This is a genomic window from Glaciihabitans sp. dw_435 (assembly GCF_018449675.1).
GTDB lineage: Bacteria > Actinomycetota > Actinomycetes > Actinomycetales > Microbacteriaceae > Glaciihabitans.
The window spans coordinates 62,817-77,359 of record NZ_JAAVUZ010000013.1; the positions used below are offsets into that span (position 1 = coordinate 62,817).

Annotated in this window: 16 protein-coding genes and 1 tRNA gene; 2 read left to right on the plus strand and 15 right to left on the minus strand. The window is 65.5% G+C overall.

The genetic code is table 11. The features are described from left to right. Positions 1-41: 41 nt before the first annotated feature. The 6 genes from HB677_RS14775 to HB677_RS14800 all read right to left on the minus strand — a co-directional run bounded on the left by HB677_RS14775 (position 42) and on the right by HB677_RS14800 (position 3,639). Entirely contained in the window at positions 42-209 is a 168-nt protein-coding gene (locus HB677_RS14775; protein WP_213816500.1) for a hypothetical protein, read from the minus strand. 111 nt (positions 210-320) lie between these two features. Further along, complete coding sequence (locus tag HB677_RS14780; protein WP_213816501.1) at positions 321-1,154, minus strand: ABC transporter permease; 834 nt, start codon at positions 1,152-1,154, stop codon at positions 321-323. Further along, positions 1,151-2,107 carry an ATP-binding cassette domain-containing protein gene (locus HB677_RS14785; protein WP_213816502.1) on the minus strand — a complete coding sequence of 319 codons (957 nt, stop codon included), beginning with the start codon at positions 2,105-2,107 and terminating at the stop codon, positions 1,151-1,153. The genes HB677_RS14780 and HB677_RS14785 overlap by 4 nt, the downstream gene beginning before the upstream one ends. Positions 2,108-2,120: 13 nt before the next feature. Further along, the gene (locus HB677_RS14790; protein ID WP_213816503.1) at positions 2,121-2,981 is read right to left on the minus strand and encodes a DUF4097 family beta strand repeat-containing protein; all 861 of its coding nucleotides are present in this window, start codon (positions 2,979-2,981) and stop codon (positions 2,121-2,123) included. Continuing rightward, positions 2,981-3,493 carry a histidine kinase gene (locus HB677_RS14795; protein WP_213816504.1) on the minus strand — a complete coding sequence of 171 codons (513 nt, stop codon included), beginning with the start codon at positions 3,491-3,493 and terminating at the stop codon, positions 2,981-2,983. The genes HB677_RS14790 and HB677_RS14795 overlap by 1 nt, the downstream gene beginning before the upstream one ends. Positions 3,494-3,565: 72 nt before the next feature. Further along, a tRNA-Met gene (locus tag HB677_RS14800) sits at positions 3,566-3,639 on the minus strand. Positions 3,640-3,780: 141 nt separating this feature from the next. On the opposite strand from HB677_RS14800, the gene HB677_RS14805 reads away from it, so the two are divergent. Beyond that, positions 3,781-4,260, plus strand: a complete 480-nt coding sequence (locus HB677_RS14805) for a nucleoside deaminase (RefSeq protein ID WP_213816505.1) — start codon at positions 3,781-3,783, stop codon at positions 4,258-4,260. A gap of 23 nt (positions 4,261-4,283) precedes the next feature. Here HB677_RS14805 and HB677_RS18905 read toward each other — a convergent pair whose 3' ends face one another. The 3 genes from HB677_RS18905 to HB677_RS14820 form a co-directional block, all read right to left on the minus strand. Beyond that, the gene (locus tag HB677_RS18905; protein ID WP_213816506.1) at positions 4,284-5,459 is read right to left on the minus strand and encodes a sugar MFS transporter; all 1,176 of its coding nucleotides are present in this window, start codon (positions 5,457-5,459) and stop codon (positions 4,284-4,286) included. Positions 5,460-5,742: 283 nt separating this feature from the next. Continuing rightward, on the minus strand, positions 5,743-6,477 hold the full coding sequence (locus HB677_RS14815; RefSeq protein WP_213816507.1) for an SDR family NAD(P)-dependent oxidoreductase: 735 nt from the start codon (positions 6,475-6,477) through the stop codon (positions 5,743-5,745). A gap of 2 nt (positions 6,478-6,479) precedes the next feature. Next, positions 6,480-7,106 carry an NADPH-dependent F420 reductase gene (locus tag HB677_RS14820; protein WP_213816508.1) on the minus strand — a complete coding sequence of 209 codons (627 nt, stop codon included), beginning with the start codon at positions 7,104-7,106 and terminating at the stop codon, positions 6,480-6,482. A 227-nt stretch (positions 7,107-7,333) separates the two neighbouring features. On the opposite strand from HB677_RS14820, the gene HB677_RS14825 reads away from it, so the two are divergent. Then, positions 7,334-7,996: a TetR/AcrR family transcriptional regulator gene (locus HB677_RS14825; protein ID WP_213816509.1), complete on the plus strand. Its 663-nt coding sequence runs from the start codon at positions 7,334-7,336 to the stop codon at positions 7,994-7,996. An 86-nt stretch (positions 7,997-8,082) separates the two neighbouring features. Here the strand turns inward: HB677_RS14825 and HB677_RS14830 are convergent, their stop codons facing one another. From HB677_RS14830 to HB677_RS14855, 6 genes are read right to left on the minus strand one after another with little or no spacing between them, the layout of a single operon-like run. Beyond that, positions 8,083-8,469, minus strand: coding sequence for a DUF4260 family protein (locus tag HB677_RS14830; RefSeq protein ID WP_213816510.1), 387 nt, complete (start codon positions 8,467-8,469; stop codon positions 8,083-8,085). Then, complete coding sequence (locus tag HB677_RS14835; protein ID WP_213816511.1) at positions 8,466-9,035, minus strand: TetR/AcrR family transcriptional regulator; 570 nt, start codon at positions 9,033-9,035, stop codon at positions 8,466-8,468. The genes HB677_RS14830 and HB677_RS14835 overlap by 4 nt, the downstream gene beginning before the upstream one ends. Further along, positions 9,028-9,864 (minus strand): alpha/beta fold hydrolase, encoded by an 837-nt coding sequence (locus HB677_RS14840; protein WP_213816512.1) that lies wholly within the window; start codon positions 9,862-9,864, stop codon positions 9,028-9,030. Before HB677_RS14840 ends, HB677_RS14835 begins: the two co-directional genes overlap by 8 nt. 58 nt (positions 9,865-9,922) lie before the next feature. Then, the gene (locus HB677_RS14845; RefSeq protein WP_213816513.1) at positions 9,923-12,307 is read right to left on the minus strand and encodes an excinuclease ABC subunit UvrA; all 2,385 of its coding nucleotides are present in this window, start codon (positions 12,305-12,307) and stop codon (positions 9,923-9,925) included. Positions 12,308-12,347: 40 nt separating this feature from the next. Then, positions 12,348-13,544, minus strand: coding sequence for an ATP-binding protein (locus tag HB677_RS14850; RefSeq protein WP_213816514.1), 1,197 nt, complete (start codon positions 13,542-13,544; stop codon positions 12,348-12,350). Between the two features lie 54 nt (positions 13,545-13,598). Continuing rightward, the gene (locus tag HB677_RS14855) at positions 13,599-14,525 is read right to left on the minus strand and encodes an LLM class flavin-dependent oxidoreductase (RefSeq protein WP_213816515.1); all 927 of its coding nucleotides are present in this window, start codon (positions 14,523-14,525) and stop codon (positions 13,599-13,601) included. Between the last annotated feature and the right edge of the window lie 18 nt (positions 14,526-14,543).

Below are 14,543 nucleotides of genomic sequence, written 5' to 3' on the forward strand. Positions count from 1 at the left end.
TTCCTAAGGAGTTCTGCGCCGCCCCCGCCAGGGTCGAGCGATCAGTCCTGTGCGTCGACCGCCTGGATCAGGTAATCGATGGCGGAGATGATTCCGTGCAGCGCCTGGCGTTCGAGTGAATCTTCCGGGAGCTTCTGCACGTCGAAGCTTGCGGCGCTTGCGGCAGCGCGGGCTCCGGACAGCGCAGCTTCGATCTCAAGTTCAGCCATGGGTATGTCCAATCCGTTGATATGGGTGAGAGTACTGATCCTGCTCCCATCCGCACCGAATGACCAGAACAATGCGCGTCCCGTATGTACCCATGCGCCGTGGGTATGGCACTAGCGAACTGACTTGCGCTCGTAGAGCACCATCGACCACGCGTAGCCCACCGCCGCAATTACCAGGCACCAGCCGACAGCGAGAGCGGGGCTCCACCCGAGTGGTGTGCCGAGCAGGAGGCCGCGCACTGTCTCGATGAACGGCGTGAACGGCTGATACTGCGCGAACCACTGCAGCCAGCCCGGCATCGATTCGGTGGGTACAAAACCGCTGCCGAGAAACGGGAGAAACGTGAGGATGAGCGGATAGTTGCTCGCCGTCTCCACGGATTTTGCCTGCATCCCCATCCCCACCGCCAGCCAGCTGATCGCGAATGAGATCAAGGCGATGATTCCCGCCACTGCCAGCCACTCGGCCGGTCCGGCCGTCGGACGGAACCCGATGGCGAGACCAACTCCCAGGACGACGACGACCGCGATGATTGCCTGGATGGTGTTGCCGAGCACGTGGCCCGCCAGCACGGCGGCCCGGGAGATGGCCATGGTTCTGAACCGTGCGGTGATGCCCTCGGTCATGTCCATTGACACCGTGGTCGCGATTCCGCCGGCCGTGCCAGCGATGGTAATGAGCAGGATTCCCGGCATGACGTACGCGATGTACGCCTCCCGCCCGCTGGCCGCGTCCACACCGGGAAGGCCCGCTCCCAGCGTGCCGCCGAACACGTAGACGAAGAGAAGCAGGAATACCACCGGTCCACCGATGACGAAGATCGACAATCCCGGATAGCGCACGATGTGCAGCAGATTTCTTCGCAGCATCGTGACGGCGTCGGTGACGACGTGTGACTGTCGACGGGTGCCCGTGGTCGGGCGCTGAGCGGTGATGGTGGTCATGACGTTGGTCCCTTCGTGTCGACCCGGCCGGTGAGGGCAAAGAACACGTCATCGAGATCCGGGGTGTGAATGCCGAGGTCGTCGACCTCGAGGTGTGCCGCATCGAGACGCGCGAGCACGGTGCGCAAGGCGCCGACTCCGCCGTCGGTCGGTACCGTGAGTGTGAGCCCGGCGTCATCGCGCTCTGACTCGGCGAGGATGCCGGAGGCGGTGTCCAAGGCGGTGGCATCGCCGAAGCGGAGCCGAATGTGGCCGCCGGGCACGAGCCGTTTGAGCTCGTCGGGAGTTCCCTCCGCGACGATGCGACCGCCATCGAGCACGGCGATCCTGTCCGCGAGCTCGTCAGCCTCGTCCAGGTACTGGGTGGTGAGCAACACCGTCGTACCCTCCGCGACGAGGTTCCGGACGATGTCCCACATGGTGTGTCGGCTGCGCGGGTCGAGCCCCGTGGTGGGCTCATCGAGGAAGATGACGCGGGGAGTGGAGACCAGCGTCATCGCGAGGTCGAGCCGACGTTTCATCCCGCCGGAGTAGGTGGCAAGCGGCTTGCGGGCGGCCTCCACCAGATCGAACTGCTCCAGCAGCTCGGTCACGCGTTTCTTCGCGTCCCGCGCTTTCAGGTGCCGCAAACGCGCCATCAACAGCAGGTTCTCCTCACCGGTGAGGAGGTTGTCGACGGCCGAGAACTGGCCGGTGAGGCCGATGGATGCGCGCGCGTCATCCGCTTGGGTGCGTACGTTGTATCCGTCGACGAAGACGTCACCGCCGTCCGCGGCGACCAGGGTGGACAGGATGTGGACGATGGTGGTCTTGCCGGCGCCGTTCGGGCCCAGAAGCGCGAACACCGTGCCGCGTTCGACCTCGAGGTCAACGCGCGAGAGGACGTGGTTGGTTCCGTATGACTTGTCGAGTGCCCGCACCGAAATGGCTGCGGATGATGAGTTCCTTGTCATCATCGTTCTTTCTCTAGAGGGATGACGCCGAGCGTCGGATGGTGATGTCGCCATAGGCGTTGCGGGCGCGGATCTCGACCGTCGAGGTCGCGTCGCCCGGTTCGGAGGTTGCGTCGAGTTCGTTGCGCACCTGGCCGAATTTTGTGCTGAGGTCGAGCCAGGCGGCGCTTCCCTCCCGAACACCCACCTCGAGGGAGCCGTAGGCGGCCTGCAGGGTGACAGAACCGCCGATGGCCTCGTCAACTCGGATGCTGCCGTTGGATGCCCGGGCCGTGACAGCAGACGTCGCGCGGTCGATCACGATGTCGCCATTGGCCGCCTTGACCTCGAGCGCTCCCGTGACGTCGCCGATAAACGTGTCGCCGTTTCCGTTCTTCACGGCGGCGTCGCCGTCGATCTGGCCAATGCGGAGTTTGCCGGATCCGGTGGTGATGTCGGCTCGCCCCGCGGAGCGTTCGACATTGACATCCCCCTGGCCGGTACGCGCATGAAGGGCACCCATGTACTCGGCGGTGATGGTTCCCATCGCACTGGTGAGTTCGCTCGCTCCGAACTCACCCACGCAGCGCACGTCACCCATGCCTGAATGCGCATAGACCTCGGTTCCGATGGGAGCCTGGATCGAGACATCCACCGCCCCACCGTCGCTGAACCAGCTGTACAGGCGCAGCGAACGCGACTTCACGCTGACGCGGCCATCCGTGTGGTCAACGGTTACCTGCTCTGCCGCGCGGGCATCAAGCGCCCGGGATGCGGAGCGCGGTCGCACTTCGACGACGGTGTCGGTGCGGTTGCTCGCCACAATGGTGATGTCGGCACGTCCCGCGAGGTCGACGGACAGCGACGGCGGCGTGGGGGTATCAAAAGTTGTCATCAGCGTGCCCATCCCGTGTAGTTCTGTTCGCCCGGCTGGTTCTTAGCTGTCGCGCGATCGCTGCGGCGCGGTTGCAGCGCGTCCGAAATTGCGCGAATGAGCCAGGCGTTGACGGACAGCCCCTGCTGGCCGGCGGCGTCTTCCACGCGCTGCTTGAGGTTGTCGGGCAGCCGCAGGGTGGTGCGCGAGGTGCCGCTCTCTTCGCCGTCGACGACAGGCAAAGGGGTGGATGCCACGTGCGCGACCATCTCGTCGTACTGGCGTTCCACCGGGGGAGCGGAGACAGCGAACTCGGGGTCGCGTCCCCGCAGCCGAACCTCGACGGAGCCCGGGGCGAGCTCCAGGGTGATTTCGCTCGCGGCGGCCGACAGCGCCTCCAGCAGGGCGAGCCGGAGCGCTGCGTCGAGGGGCGCGGAGAGGCGTCCAGCAATTACCCGAGCGTCCTCGCCGCCGGCGTTGGCCGCGATATCGAGTTGGTGCTGCACGCTGGAGACAAAAGGCGAAAGGTCCATGACGTCATAGTGACACCATTATGGTGTCACGTCAAGGCCCCGTGGTGTCAAGTCGATGTCAGGCTCGGGGAGACGCGACGGCAGGATTCGAACCTGCGAAAAACGGGATATGAAACCGTTTCCTTAGACCACTTGGATACGCCGCGAGGTGTGATCACGGTAGGCGCCCCCTGCCACGGCGGGAACGAGTGTTACCTCGTCTTACCTCGGCCGGCGTTCGCCGTAACCGTGGGTCGCCCTGGCCGCGCTGACGGTCGCAGCGCCTGCACCCGGTTTAGGCTGGCGACATGTCTGAGCGCCCCGAAGAAGTGTCAATTGTTCTCGCCCGCTGCGTCGAGCTGGCCCGCGAGGCGAAGGAGGCAGGGGATGAGCCGTTCGGCTCTGTTCTCGTCGGACCCGATGGCACCACGCTGTTCGAAGATCGCAATCGTGTCGGCGACGGCAACGAAACCCGACACCCCGAGCTGGCCATCGCGCTCTGGGCGGCGGACAACCTCACCACGGGCGAACGCGCCGCAGCAACCGTCTACACCTCGGGTGAGCACTGCCCGATGTGCGCGGCAGCCCACGCCTGGGTCGGGCTCGGCCCGATCGTCTACGCCGTGTCATCCGCTCAATTGCAAGCCTGGCGCGCCGGATGGGGACTCCAGCCCGGTCCCGTCGCGGGTTTGCCCATCCAGACCATCGCTCCGGGCATCGAGGTCAGCGGCCCATTCCAGCAATTTGAGTCGGAGATGCGCGCCCTCCACTCGCCCGAACACGTCTGACCCGAGATCAGGTCACACGGTTCTCACGAAGCCGCCGAGGCGCGGAGAACCCGTGATGCCCTGGTGGTCAGGGGAACCACGCACAGGCTGAACACCGCGGCCACGACGGCCACGGCGATCAGCCCCCCGCGCAGTCCGTACGTGGTCGAGACGACCCCGACCACGGCCGGACCGAACAGGAAGCCGAGGTAGGACACCGCTGACACTGCCGACACCACCCGACCGCGCACGCGATGATCGGTGTGAGCGGCCACGATGCTGATAAGAGTCGGGAAACACACGGCCGTGCCCGCCGCCGCGAGCACCACGCCGGCGATGGCCCACGTCAGCTGTGTCGATGTCGCCACCGTGACTGTCCCCGTCGTTGCGACGAGCCCGCCGATGACCAGAATGGTGGTCGGTCGGATTCGCCCGGTCGTCGCGCCAACAGTGAAGCGAGCGGCGGCTGACACGGCGGCGAATACTGCGGGCCCGAGGGATGCGACGAACAGTGGTTCACTCAGGCTGTCGCGAAGGAAGACCGCCGACCAGCTTTGGTGGGAGTTTTCGACGGCGAGAACACACGCGCCGAGAAGGCCCATCGTTACGAGCGCACCAAGAGCGAGCGGGCGCAGTCGACCGACATGATCGTCAGGTTGTGGGGGAGTGAACGGGGTCGTCGGCAGCTCTAGGGGCCGAACAGAACTGAAGGTAACGGCGCCGGCCGCCGCGGCCACAAGAATTGCCACCACAAATATGGCGCTGTGGGGGAGCCCAGCGAACGCGAACAGCCCAGATCCGAGACTTGCCACGACGACGGCAGCAGAGAAGACGCCGTGCGCCCGGGCCACGACCGGTGTCGACGAGGCACGCTCTGCGTCAGCTGCTGCTGCGTTGATCGCCACGTCCGACGCTCCGGATGCGATTCCGGCGATGAGCATCACCCCCGCCGTTGACACGAATCCCGACGGCACCGTCGTGACGGCCAGTCCGGACACGGCCAGCCCGAGCAGCGATATTGCGCCAACTCCGGGTCCGAAGCGATCGAAGGCGCGGCCGGCGATGAGCATCGAGGGAAGGGCTCCAATGCCCACGAATGCGAGGCTCAGCCCGAGCTCCCCAACGGTGATGCCCGCTCCGATGCGAATGGAGGGCAGGGCGGCACCCCATGCTCCCCAGAAAAATCCAAAGGCGGCGAACGAACCGTATACAGCGCGCACACCGAAATGACGGGGTCTGACTCCGGTTCGCGGAGGGCTCATCGCCCCAGTGTGGAATCTCTGACCATTCCTCGCAAGAGCCCGTTCGGTATCCAGCGGAATGCCCGCCGGGCGCTGATCTGTGCTGGGGGAGACCGTAGCGGCGGTTAGCGGCCGCGAGCAAGCACGTGGCGTGCAGTCCTGATCGTCCTGCGACAGCTATCTTCGATTTGCTGAGAAGTTCGCGGAACGCCGCGCCGCGCATACCAACTGGCGGCTAGTGCGCGGCGCGGCGATGAGCCGCTCAGATCACCGTGGTGCCGCCGTCTGCCACCAGCTCGTGGCCGTTCACGTAGCTGGATTCGTCCGAGGCGAGGAACAGCGCGATCGAAGCGATTTCTTCGGGGCGGCCCATCTCCCGCCGGGGGATCACCGACGCGAACATTTCTTTCATCTCCGGGCTCAGGACGTCGCCCATCATCGGAGTCGCGACCGAACCGGGCGTCAGGACATTCACCCGGATCTTCCTGTCCCGCAGCTCGGCAACCCACACGCGTGCGTACGCTGCCAGCACGGCCTTGCTGCCCGCGTACACGCTCCAGTCGGGGTATCCACGCAGAGAGGCGTTTGATCCGGTCAGAAGGATCGAGCCCCCGTCGTTGAATAGCGGCAGAGCCTTCTGCACCGTGAACAGAGTTCCGCGCGCGTTCAGCGAGAATGCGGCATCGAAGTGCTCCGGGGTGATCTCGCTTAGCCTGGCTTGCTCGCCAACTCCGGCGCTCGCCCACAGCACATCGATTACACCCTTTTCCTGCCTCACCGTCTCGAACAGACGGTCGAGATCGTCGAGGTTGGAAGCATCCGCCTGCACGCCCGTGACGTTGCGGCCGATGTAGCTGACCGCTTCGTCGAGAGCGTCCTTACGTCGACCGGTGATGAACACGTGTGCTCCTTCATCAACGAACAACCTGGCCCCGGCCAGGGCCATGCCACTTGTCGCGCCCGTGATTACCGCGACCTTGCCATCGAGCTTTCCCATGATTACTCCGCTCCACCGAGGCTGACGCCGAGGGAGAGGCCGAAACCCAACCCGCTTCTGGCGAGGCCCATCTCGAGAAGGCTTGCTCCTTCCAGCCAGTGCGCCATGCTCAAATCGCCGGTATCCCGCGGCCGGTGCCCAAGACTCGTGACGAAGACCGACAGACGCTCCTTGGCCTCCGCGTCGTCGCCGGCCATGAACACGTCGCGGGGTCCGCCCGAGGCAAGAACATCCCGGAAGAGGGTGTTGAACGCCTTGATGACGTGGGTGCTCTCCGGAGCCGCGTCGGCAACCAACTGTGCGACAGAGGTGTCGTGGGGGACCGCCAGGCCCACGCCGGCGGGACTGAACGGGTTCGTGATGTCGACAACGATCTTGTTCGCCAGCGCCTCGCCGTATGCGCGGACGACTTCCACAGCGCTCTCGAACAGAACGGCGAGCACGACGATGTCACCGGTCGGGGGAGCGCCCCACGTTCCAGTCGTGGCGCCACCTCCCAGCGTGCGCGCAAGGGATGCCGCCTTTGCCGAATTCCGCCCCGTGACCTCGACGGTATTGCCGCCTGCGAGGGCAAGGGCGCCGATGGCACTGGCCATATTCCCGGACCCGATAATGCTGATGCTGCTCATGGTGTCTTCCTTCGTGATGTCCACATTGGTCGGCCGGGGACCCTCGTCCTGACTCTCAGCGGGCAAAGGTGAGGTATGCCTCCGGTTGAGGGGGTGAACCGGAGGGGTGCCTCATGTATTCCTCGAACTGTCGAATTTCTTGGCGGGAATAGAGTGGCGCGACTAGAGGGACGGCAATCCGTGGTCATAACCGGAGGCCACCCTCGGCTTTGGGGTACATTGATGCAGTGACCCTCAGTGACGCACAGACCACGCGGACGCCATGGCGCCGAGACGCTCAGGAGCGTCACGACAGGCTGATTGCGGCGGCACGACGGGAATTCGCCGTCAGGGGAGTGGATGCCTCGCTGGAGGGCATCGCTCGCGACGCTGATGTCGCCATCGGCACCCTGTATCGCCATTTTCCGACGCGTCTTGACCTGCTCCTTGCGGCCCTTGAGCCCCGGCTCCAGGAGTTCACGGAGGGGTCAACGATCGCTCTGACAATGGACGACCCGTGGGAAGCGTTCGTCTATTACCTCGAGAACCTGTTCAGCCTGCAGACGGGGGACAGGGGCTTCAATGACTTTCTCTCCCGTCGTTTTCCGGGCAACGCCGATACCGAGCGCATTCACGACCGGCTGTGTCGGGAAATCGAGGACGTGCTCACCCGTGCCCAGAACGCGCGTGCGGTGCGCACCGACATCACACTGGCCGACATCGTCAACCTGATCTGGTCCAGCGGTCGCATGATCGACGCCACCAGCACCACGGCGCCCAACGCGTGGCGGCGTCATCTCTACCTCATGCTCGACGCGTACCGCGCACAGCGAGCGCATCCGATTCCCGAGCCGCCGATGACGGACAAGCAGCTGTACGACTCGATGGTCCACCTCAGCACCGCGAGCTGACTCCGGTCGGGTGATGGGCGCAATTTCCGCTTGTTGACATAATGTGCATTATCAGCGCAATAAATGGATGTCCCGAGAGGGGCTGATTACTCGCTGGGACGCGGTCCGAACCCCATGGCTCTGTCGGCGGCGACGTGAAAGAACCAGCAGCCGGCAATGAACGCCAGCGGCCACGCGCTGACGCCTGCGGCGACCAGGATCCCGTACACCGCAACAAGGACCGTCGGCGCGACGTAATTGTGAATCAGGTTGTAGCCGAGCGCTCCGGCACGGTTGTTCACGGCGTAGCCGATGAACGACAGATCGAACGCCAGAAACAGCGCGAGCAACCACCACCAGCTGAAACCGGTCAGAACGAACAGCACGACGGTCGCGATGGCGATTGCGGCGCCCTCCGCCCGGTAGATCGGACTGACGGGTGTAAACGGAGCGACGCCGCGATGCTTCTCCGCAGGGGCAGAAAAGTCGGTCATTGCCGGTTCCAGGTCGATAGTGCGGTGACCAGAGAGTCGACGAGTCGGGCATAACTGCGCTCCAGATCGCGGGGCATCTCGAAGCCGCCACCCGTCTCGATTGCCACGAAACCGTGGAGGGTCGAGCGCAGGAACCGCGTGGCATCCACCGCGTCATCGTCCCGGAGGTTGTACCCGTCCAGGACCGCAAAGATCACGGTTAAGAGGGACATGGACACCGTCATGTCTTCTTCGTCGGTGGCGACCGGGGCGTGGATTGTCAGTGGGTACTGGCCGGGGTGCGCCAGTGCCCAGGCGCGGTAGGTCGTCGCCAGAATGGTGATCGCGTCGTTTTTGGAGCGACCGATCGTGGCCTGGGCGATCGCGGTGCTCAGGCTCCGGCGGGCGAGAATTGTCACGCCGCGACGCAGTCCCGTCATGCCATCGATGTGCTTGTAGAGCGAGGGCACGCGCACGCCGAAGCTCTCGGCGATCCTCGGAAGGTTGAGTCCCTCGGCCGGGTTCTCGTCCAGCAGCTGCGCTGCGCGTTCGATGACGGTGGCGGAGTCGAGTCCGGCCCTAGGCATTGGTCGTGAGCGTGCTGAGGAAGCCGATGACGGCCGACAGGACGAGCTCCGGTTGCTGTGACTGAGCGTAGTGGCCGGCGTCGGGAATCATGACCGCGGTGCCGTGCAGAGTGTTCGCGATCCACTCGGCCTCGCCCCGCTGGTTCTTGAAATCGGGGTCCTTCTCCCCCATGACGACGAGCGTCGGAGCCGTAACGGCGGCGAGACTCTCGCTGGCGTGCGTGTGGTCGGCGTGCGTTGTTGCACTGAACGCCCGCGCGTAGCCCGGGCGCGTGATGCTGGCGATGACCGAATCGCGGTAGGTGGTGAAATCCGCCGGCTTCGTACCCGCATACAGGGTGGGCATGTACGCCTTCCATGCTGCCGCGGCCCACGGGCGGGCCATCATGGCGCGGAACAGCAGGAGTTCGAATGCCGACGTCGCGGGCGGGCGCACGAACGGTCCCACGAGGACGAGACCGGAGACGAGCTCGGGGCGGTTCGCCGCGACGATCACGGCGGAGCCGGCGGCCATGGAGTTGCCCACGATGATCGCGGGGCGGCCGAGCTCGACGAGCAACGCCTCGATGTCCGTCGCGGTGTCATCGGTGCCGTAGCTGGCGAACGCGGTGTTGCTGTCTCCGTGTCCCCGCAGGTCGGTGGTGACGACGGTGTATCCCGCGGAGACGAGCGCCGGGGTGATGAATCGGTACCCCGAGCGCAGGTCCCCCATTCCGGGAACGAGAAGAACGAGCGGACCGGTCCCCTCGACGTCGTAGGCGATGCTGCCCCCGTCCGGGCGACCGAGGTATCGGGTAAGCGGCTGAGGAGTGTTTCGCTGCGTTGTCATGTGGCTAACGTAGTTAGCCCAGAAGCTAATGTCAATAACTTTGTCGGGAAAAGTTGTGTCATGCACCCACGTATAGGGCCAGATGTTCCCCGGTGAGAGTCGTTCGGTCCTCGATCAGGGCCGCCGGCGTGCCCTCGAACACCACGCGACCTCCGTCGTGGCCGGCACCAGGACCAATGTCGACGATCCAGTCGGCGTGGGCCATCACCGCCTGATGATGCTCGATGACGATGACCGACTTACCGGAGTCCACCAACCTGTCGAGCAACTCCAGGAGGTTCTCCACGTCCGCCAGGTGCAAGCCGGTGGTGGGCTCATCGAGAACGTAGATGGTGCCCTTCTCCCCCATGTTGGTCGCAAGCTTGAGACGCTGGCGCTCTCCGCCGGAGAGAGTGGGAAGCGGCTGGCCGAGACTGATGTAGCCGAGTCCGACGTCGACGAGGCGGGCGAGGATCGCGTGCGCGGCCGGGGTTCGTGCCTCCCCCGCGGCGAAGAATTGCTCTGCCTCGGTGATCGACATGGCGAGAACCTCGCTGATGTCGCGGCCGCCGAGGTGATATTCCAGAACCGTCGCGTCGAAGCGCTTGCCCTCGCACACCTCGCACGTGGTCGCGACGCTGGCCATGATTCCCAGGTCGGTGTAGATCACTCCCGCGCCGTTGCAGTTGGGGCAGGCGCCGGCCGAGTTGGCGCTGAACAGGGCGGGCTTGACCCCGTTGGCCTTGGCGAAGGCGGTACGGATGGGATCGAGCAGCCCGGTGTAGGTTGCCGGGTTGCTGCGCCGGGAGCCGCGGATCGCACCCTGGTCGATGGAGACGACGCCCGCGCTTGCCGGAACGGATCCGTGCACGAGCGAGCTCTTGCCGGACCCGGCGACTCCCGTGATGACCGTCAGCACTCCCAGCGGGATGTCGACGTCGACGTCCCGGAGATTGTTGGCCGTGGCCCCACGGATCTCGAGCGCTCCGGTCGGCGTACGCACCGTCGGCTTGATGGTGGCGCGGTCGTCGAAGTGGCGACCGGTGAGGGTGTCGCTGGACCGCAGTTCCCCGACGCTGCCCTCGAAACAGATGGTGCCGCCGGCGGTTCCAGCGCCGGGGCCGAGGTCGACGACGTGGTCGGCGATCGCGATCGTCTCGGGCTTGTGTTCGACCACCAGCACGGTGTTGCCCTTGTCGCGCAGGCGAAGCAGCAGCTGGTTCATCCGCTGAATATCGTGCGGGTGCAGCCCGATTGTGGGCTCGTCAAAGACGTACGTAATGTCTGTGAGGGATGACCCGAGGTGACGGATCATCTTGGTGCGCTGTGCCTCGCCTCCGGACAGGGTGCCGGATGGGCGATCGAGCGAGAGGTACCCCAGACCGATGTTGACGAACGAGTCGAGGGTTTCCTGCAGGGAGGTGAGCAGGGGCGCGACAGACGGTTCCTTCAGGCCGCGCACCCACTCGGCGAGGTCGCTGATCTGCATCGAACAGGCATCGGCGATGTTGGTGGTGCCGATGCGGGACGACCGTGCTCCCTCGTTGAGGCGGGTTCCACCGCAATCGGGGCAGGTGGTGAACGTGACGGCTCGGTCGACGAACGCGCGGATGTGTGGCTGCATCGCCTCACGATCCTTGGACAGGAACGACTTCTGCACCTTGGGGATTAGTCCCTCGTAAGTCATGTTGATGTCGCCGACCTTGACCTTTGTCGGTTCGTGGCGCAGGAAGTCGTGCAGCTCTTTCTTCGTGTAGTCGCGAATGGGTTTGTCGCCGTCGAGGAAGCCGGACCCGGTGAAGATGCGCACACCCCAGCCGTCGGCGGTGTAGCCCGGGATGGTCAGGGCCCCGCCATTGAGCGACTTCGAATCGTCGTAGAGCTGGGTCAGGTCGATGTCGTTGACGCTGCCCATGCCCTCGCACCGCGGGCACATTCCCCCGGTGATGCTGAAGCTGCGGCGCTCCTTGGTGGTGGCGCCGCCCTTCTCAATGGTCACGGCTCCGGCGCCGGAGACGGAAGCGACGTTGAAGGAGAACGCCTGGGGAGATCCGAGGTGCGGTTCGCCCAACCGGCTGAACAGGATGCGCAACATCGCGTTGGCGTCCGTCGCGGTTCCCACCGTCGACCGGGCGTTGGCTCCCATGCGCTCCTGGTCGACGATGATCGCGGTCGTCAGCCCCTCGAGAACGTCCACGTCGGGGCGGGCAAGGGTGGGCATGAACCCCTGCACAAAGCTGCTGTAGGTCTCGTTGATCATGCGCTGTGACTCTGCGGCGATGGTGCCGAACACCAGCGAACTCTTGCCCGATCCCGACACCCCGGTAAACACCGTCAGGCGTCGCTTCGGAATCTCGACGCTGATGTCCCGGAGATTGTTGACGCGGGCACCCTGCACCCTGATGAGGTCGTGGGAGTCAGCGGTGCGGGATTCGACCGGCGCGGTGTCCGAGGGTGTCGTCATGGCAACATTCAACCAGCCTCGGGTACACCGCGGCGGATTTTTACCGGTCCGGGTGTCGGTCGAGGTAGTCCCCCATGCCCGGCACCGTGAACGCCAGATAGCCGCGTTCTGGCACGTAGATGTGGCCGGCCTTCACGAGCTCGCGCCGAGCGACGGACAGGTCCGATGCCCGCTGCTTTCCCGTGCGCACCACCAGATCTGCGATGGATACCGGGGCATCGCCGCTGGCGGCCATCGCGTTGAGGAGGTCGCGTTGCGAGGCATTGACCCGCTCGAGGCGCGATCGGTAGAGGCCCTGGTCGACCTCGTCGCGCGCCCGTGCGGTGCCGAGTACGGCGTCTCCCATGTCGATCACGTTCGTGGCGCGCACGTCCCAGACGTGCTTGCCGCAGGCCTGGATGAAATACGGATACCCGCCCGTCCACTCGACGACCTTCGCCAAGGCGTCCGCGTCCCAGCGCACGCCGTTGCTCTCGGCCGGCGACGCGAGTGCCTGCGCGGTGGCGTCATTGTCCAGCAGCCCGATCGACCTGTAGTCGAACATCCGCTCGGCGTAGCTTGTGGCACTGGCGAGCACCGCGGGCAGCGAGGGCAGACCCGCTCCGATGAACACCAGGGGCGGTGGTGAGCCCTCCTGCCCGAGGCTGTGCAGTGCGACGTTCAGCGCCGCGAGGTCTGCCAGCGGCGCCTCCTGCATCTCGTCCACCGCGAGCAGCACGCCAATGCCGAGTTCGCCCGCCGTCTCCGCCAGGGTGCGCAGCAATTCCTCAAGGTCCAGTGCGAGGTCGCCGCTGTCGGCAATGCCGGGGACGGGGTTCTGCAGGCCGAGCTGAAAACCGACCACCGCGCCATCCGGATCAAATCGAAGCTGGAAGTTGCGCAACGCGCCCCATGCCTTCTTGAGCGCCTCCGCCGTCCGCTCAGAGAGGGAGGCGTGCCGGCGCATCACCACGTTCAGCTCGCGAATGAGCGCGACGGCGAGGGGTTGGCCAGCGGATGCCTCGATCTTCACGGTTATCCACCGGTCGGCCCGCGCGAGCCGCACAAACTCGTTCAGAAGTACCGTCTTGCCGACGCCACGCAGTCCCGAAAGGACCCACGGGCGCTCACCCTCCCCGGAGACGCCCACCTGGCGCACGAGACCCGCGAAGGACTCGAGCAGCAGCTCGCGTCCGGCGAGTTCGGGAGGCACACGACCGGCGCCCGGCTTGAACGGGTTCGAGATGAAATCACTCATGTGTAACAGAATATATCTATATCTAACGTTTTTGTTAGATTCGTGACGATTCTGTTAGAGAGGGGGTGCCGAGCCCTCCGGGGAGGCGAGCAGGGGCCGCACCTTCTCCCCCAGAAAGCGGATGAATCCGAGCAGGTCGGGTTCGTCCTCGGTGGGCTCAATCACAACCGAGGTGATGCCGTACTGCGTGAGCGAGCGGATGTGATCGGCGATCGCGTCGGCATCCCCGGCAATGGCGATGCCGTCGCCGTCCGGCTTGTCCCACCGCCGGCACTCCGCGTCGACGCGGTCCTGCGCACCCTCGCCCGTCGCGGCGATCAGCGTCGTGACGATGGAGTGCTCACGGCCGGCGGTCGGTCCGGTGGAAGCGGCGTGCGCCCGCGAAACGATCTCGTGAGTGCGGCGCAACTCGTCCCGGGTCAGCACGTTGCCCAACAGCGTGCCATCGCCGAGACTCCCGGCAAGCTCGAGCGTCTTGGGCCCGGCGCCGCCGATCATGAGTGGTGGTGGCACGGTCGGTGGCCAGCGCAGCTGGACCCCGTCGAGCACGACGTACCGTCCGTCGGGCGTGGAGACGGACTCACCGGCGAGCAGTGCGCGGGTCGCCTGGGCGTACTCGCGCAGAAGGGTCAGCGGGGACGCGACACGCTCTCCCGCCTGGCCCATCCACTCCTGCACCCCGTGCCCGATGCCGGCGATGAGGCGTCCCGGAAACATGCCGCTGAGGGTCGCGAGCTCCATGGACGCCAGCGCGACGTTGCGCAGCGGCGCGGGCATGAGCCCGATCCCCACGCGGATCGACGTCGTCCACGCCAGCGCCGCGGAGGCAGACGCGATGGCACTTTGTTTGAAGCTGTCTTCCCACACCCACAGCTCATCGAGCCCGCTGGCCTCCGCGGCCACGGCGATGTCCCGCAGGTGCGACGGAGCGAGCGTCGGCACGACCGCGAACCCCAGAGAAGGATGCGCCCGTGTGTCCATGCGCTCAGGTTAGCTAGC

Coding starts and splice junctions, on each gene's coding strand:
- HB677_RS14775 (WP_213816500.1), bottom strand. CDS start 209: ATGGCTGAACTTGAGATCGAAGCTGCGCTGTCCGGAGCCCGCGCTGCC.
- HB677_RS14780 (WP_213816501.1), bottom strand. CDS start 1,154: ATGACCACCATCACCGCTCAGCGCCCGACCACGGGCACCCGTCGACAG.
- HB677_RS14785 (WP_213816502.1), bottom strand. CDS start 2,107: ATGACAAGGAACTCATCATCCGCAGCCATTTCGGTGCGGGCACTCGAC.
- HB677_RS14790 (WP_213816503.1), bottom strand. CDS start 2,981: ATGACAACTTTTGATACCCCCACGCCGCCGTCGCTGTCCGTCGACCTC.
- HB677_RS14795 (WP_213816504.1), bottom strand. CDS start 3,493: ATGGACCTTTCGCCTTTTGTCTCCAGCGTGCAGCACCAACTCGATATC.
- HB677_RS14805 (WP_213816505.1), top strand. CDS start 3,781: ATGTCTGAGCGCCCCGAAGAAGTGTCAATTGTTCTCGCCCGCTGCGTC.
- HB677_RS14815 (WP_213816507.1), bottom strand. CDS start 6,477: ATGGGAAAGCTCGATGGCAAGGTCGCGGTAATCACGGGCGCGACAAGT.
- HB677_RS14820 (WP_213816508.1), bottom strand. CDS start 7,106: ATGAGCAGCATCAGCATTATCGGGTCCGGGAATATGGCCAGTGCCATC.
- HB677_RS14830 (WP_213816510.1), bottom strand. CDS start 8,469: ATGACCGACTTTTCTGCCCCTGCGGAGAAGCATCGCGGCGTCGCTCCG.
- HB677_RS14835 (WP_213816511.1), bottom strand. CDS start 9,035: ATGCCTAGGGCCGGACTCGACTCCGCCACCGTCATCGAACGCGCAGCG.
- HB677_RS14840 (WP_213816512.1), bottom strand. CDS start 9,864: ATGACAACGCAGCGAAACACTCCTCAGCCGCTTACCCGATACCTCGGT.
- HB677_RS14845 (WP_213816513.1), bottom strand. CDS start 12,307: ATGACGACACCCTCGGACACCGCGCCGGTCGAATCCCGCACCGCTGAC.
- HB677_RS14850 (WP_213816514.1), bottom strand. CDS start 13,544: ATGAGTGATTTCATCTCGAACCCGTTCAAGCCGGGCGCCGGTCGTGTG.
- HB677_RS14855 (WP_213816515.1), bottom strand. CDS start 14,525: ATGGACACACGGGCGCATCCTTCTCTGGGGTTCGCGGTCGTGCCGACG.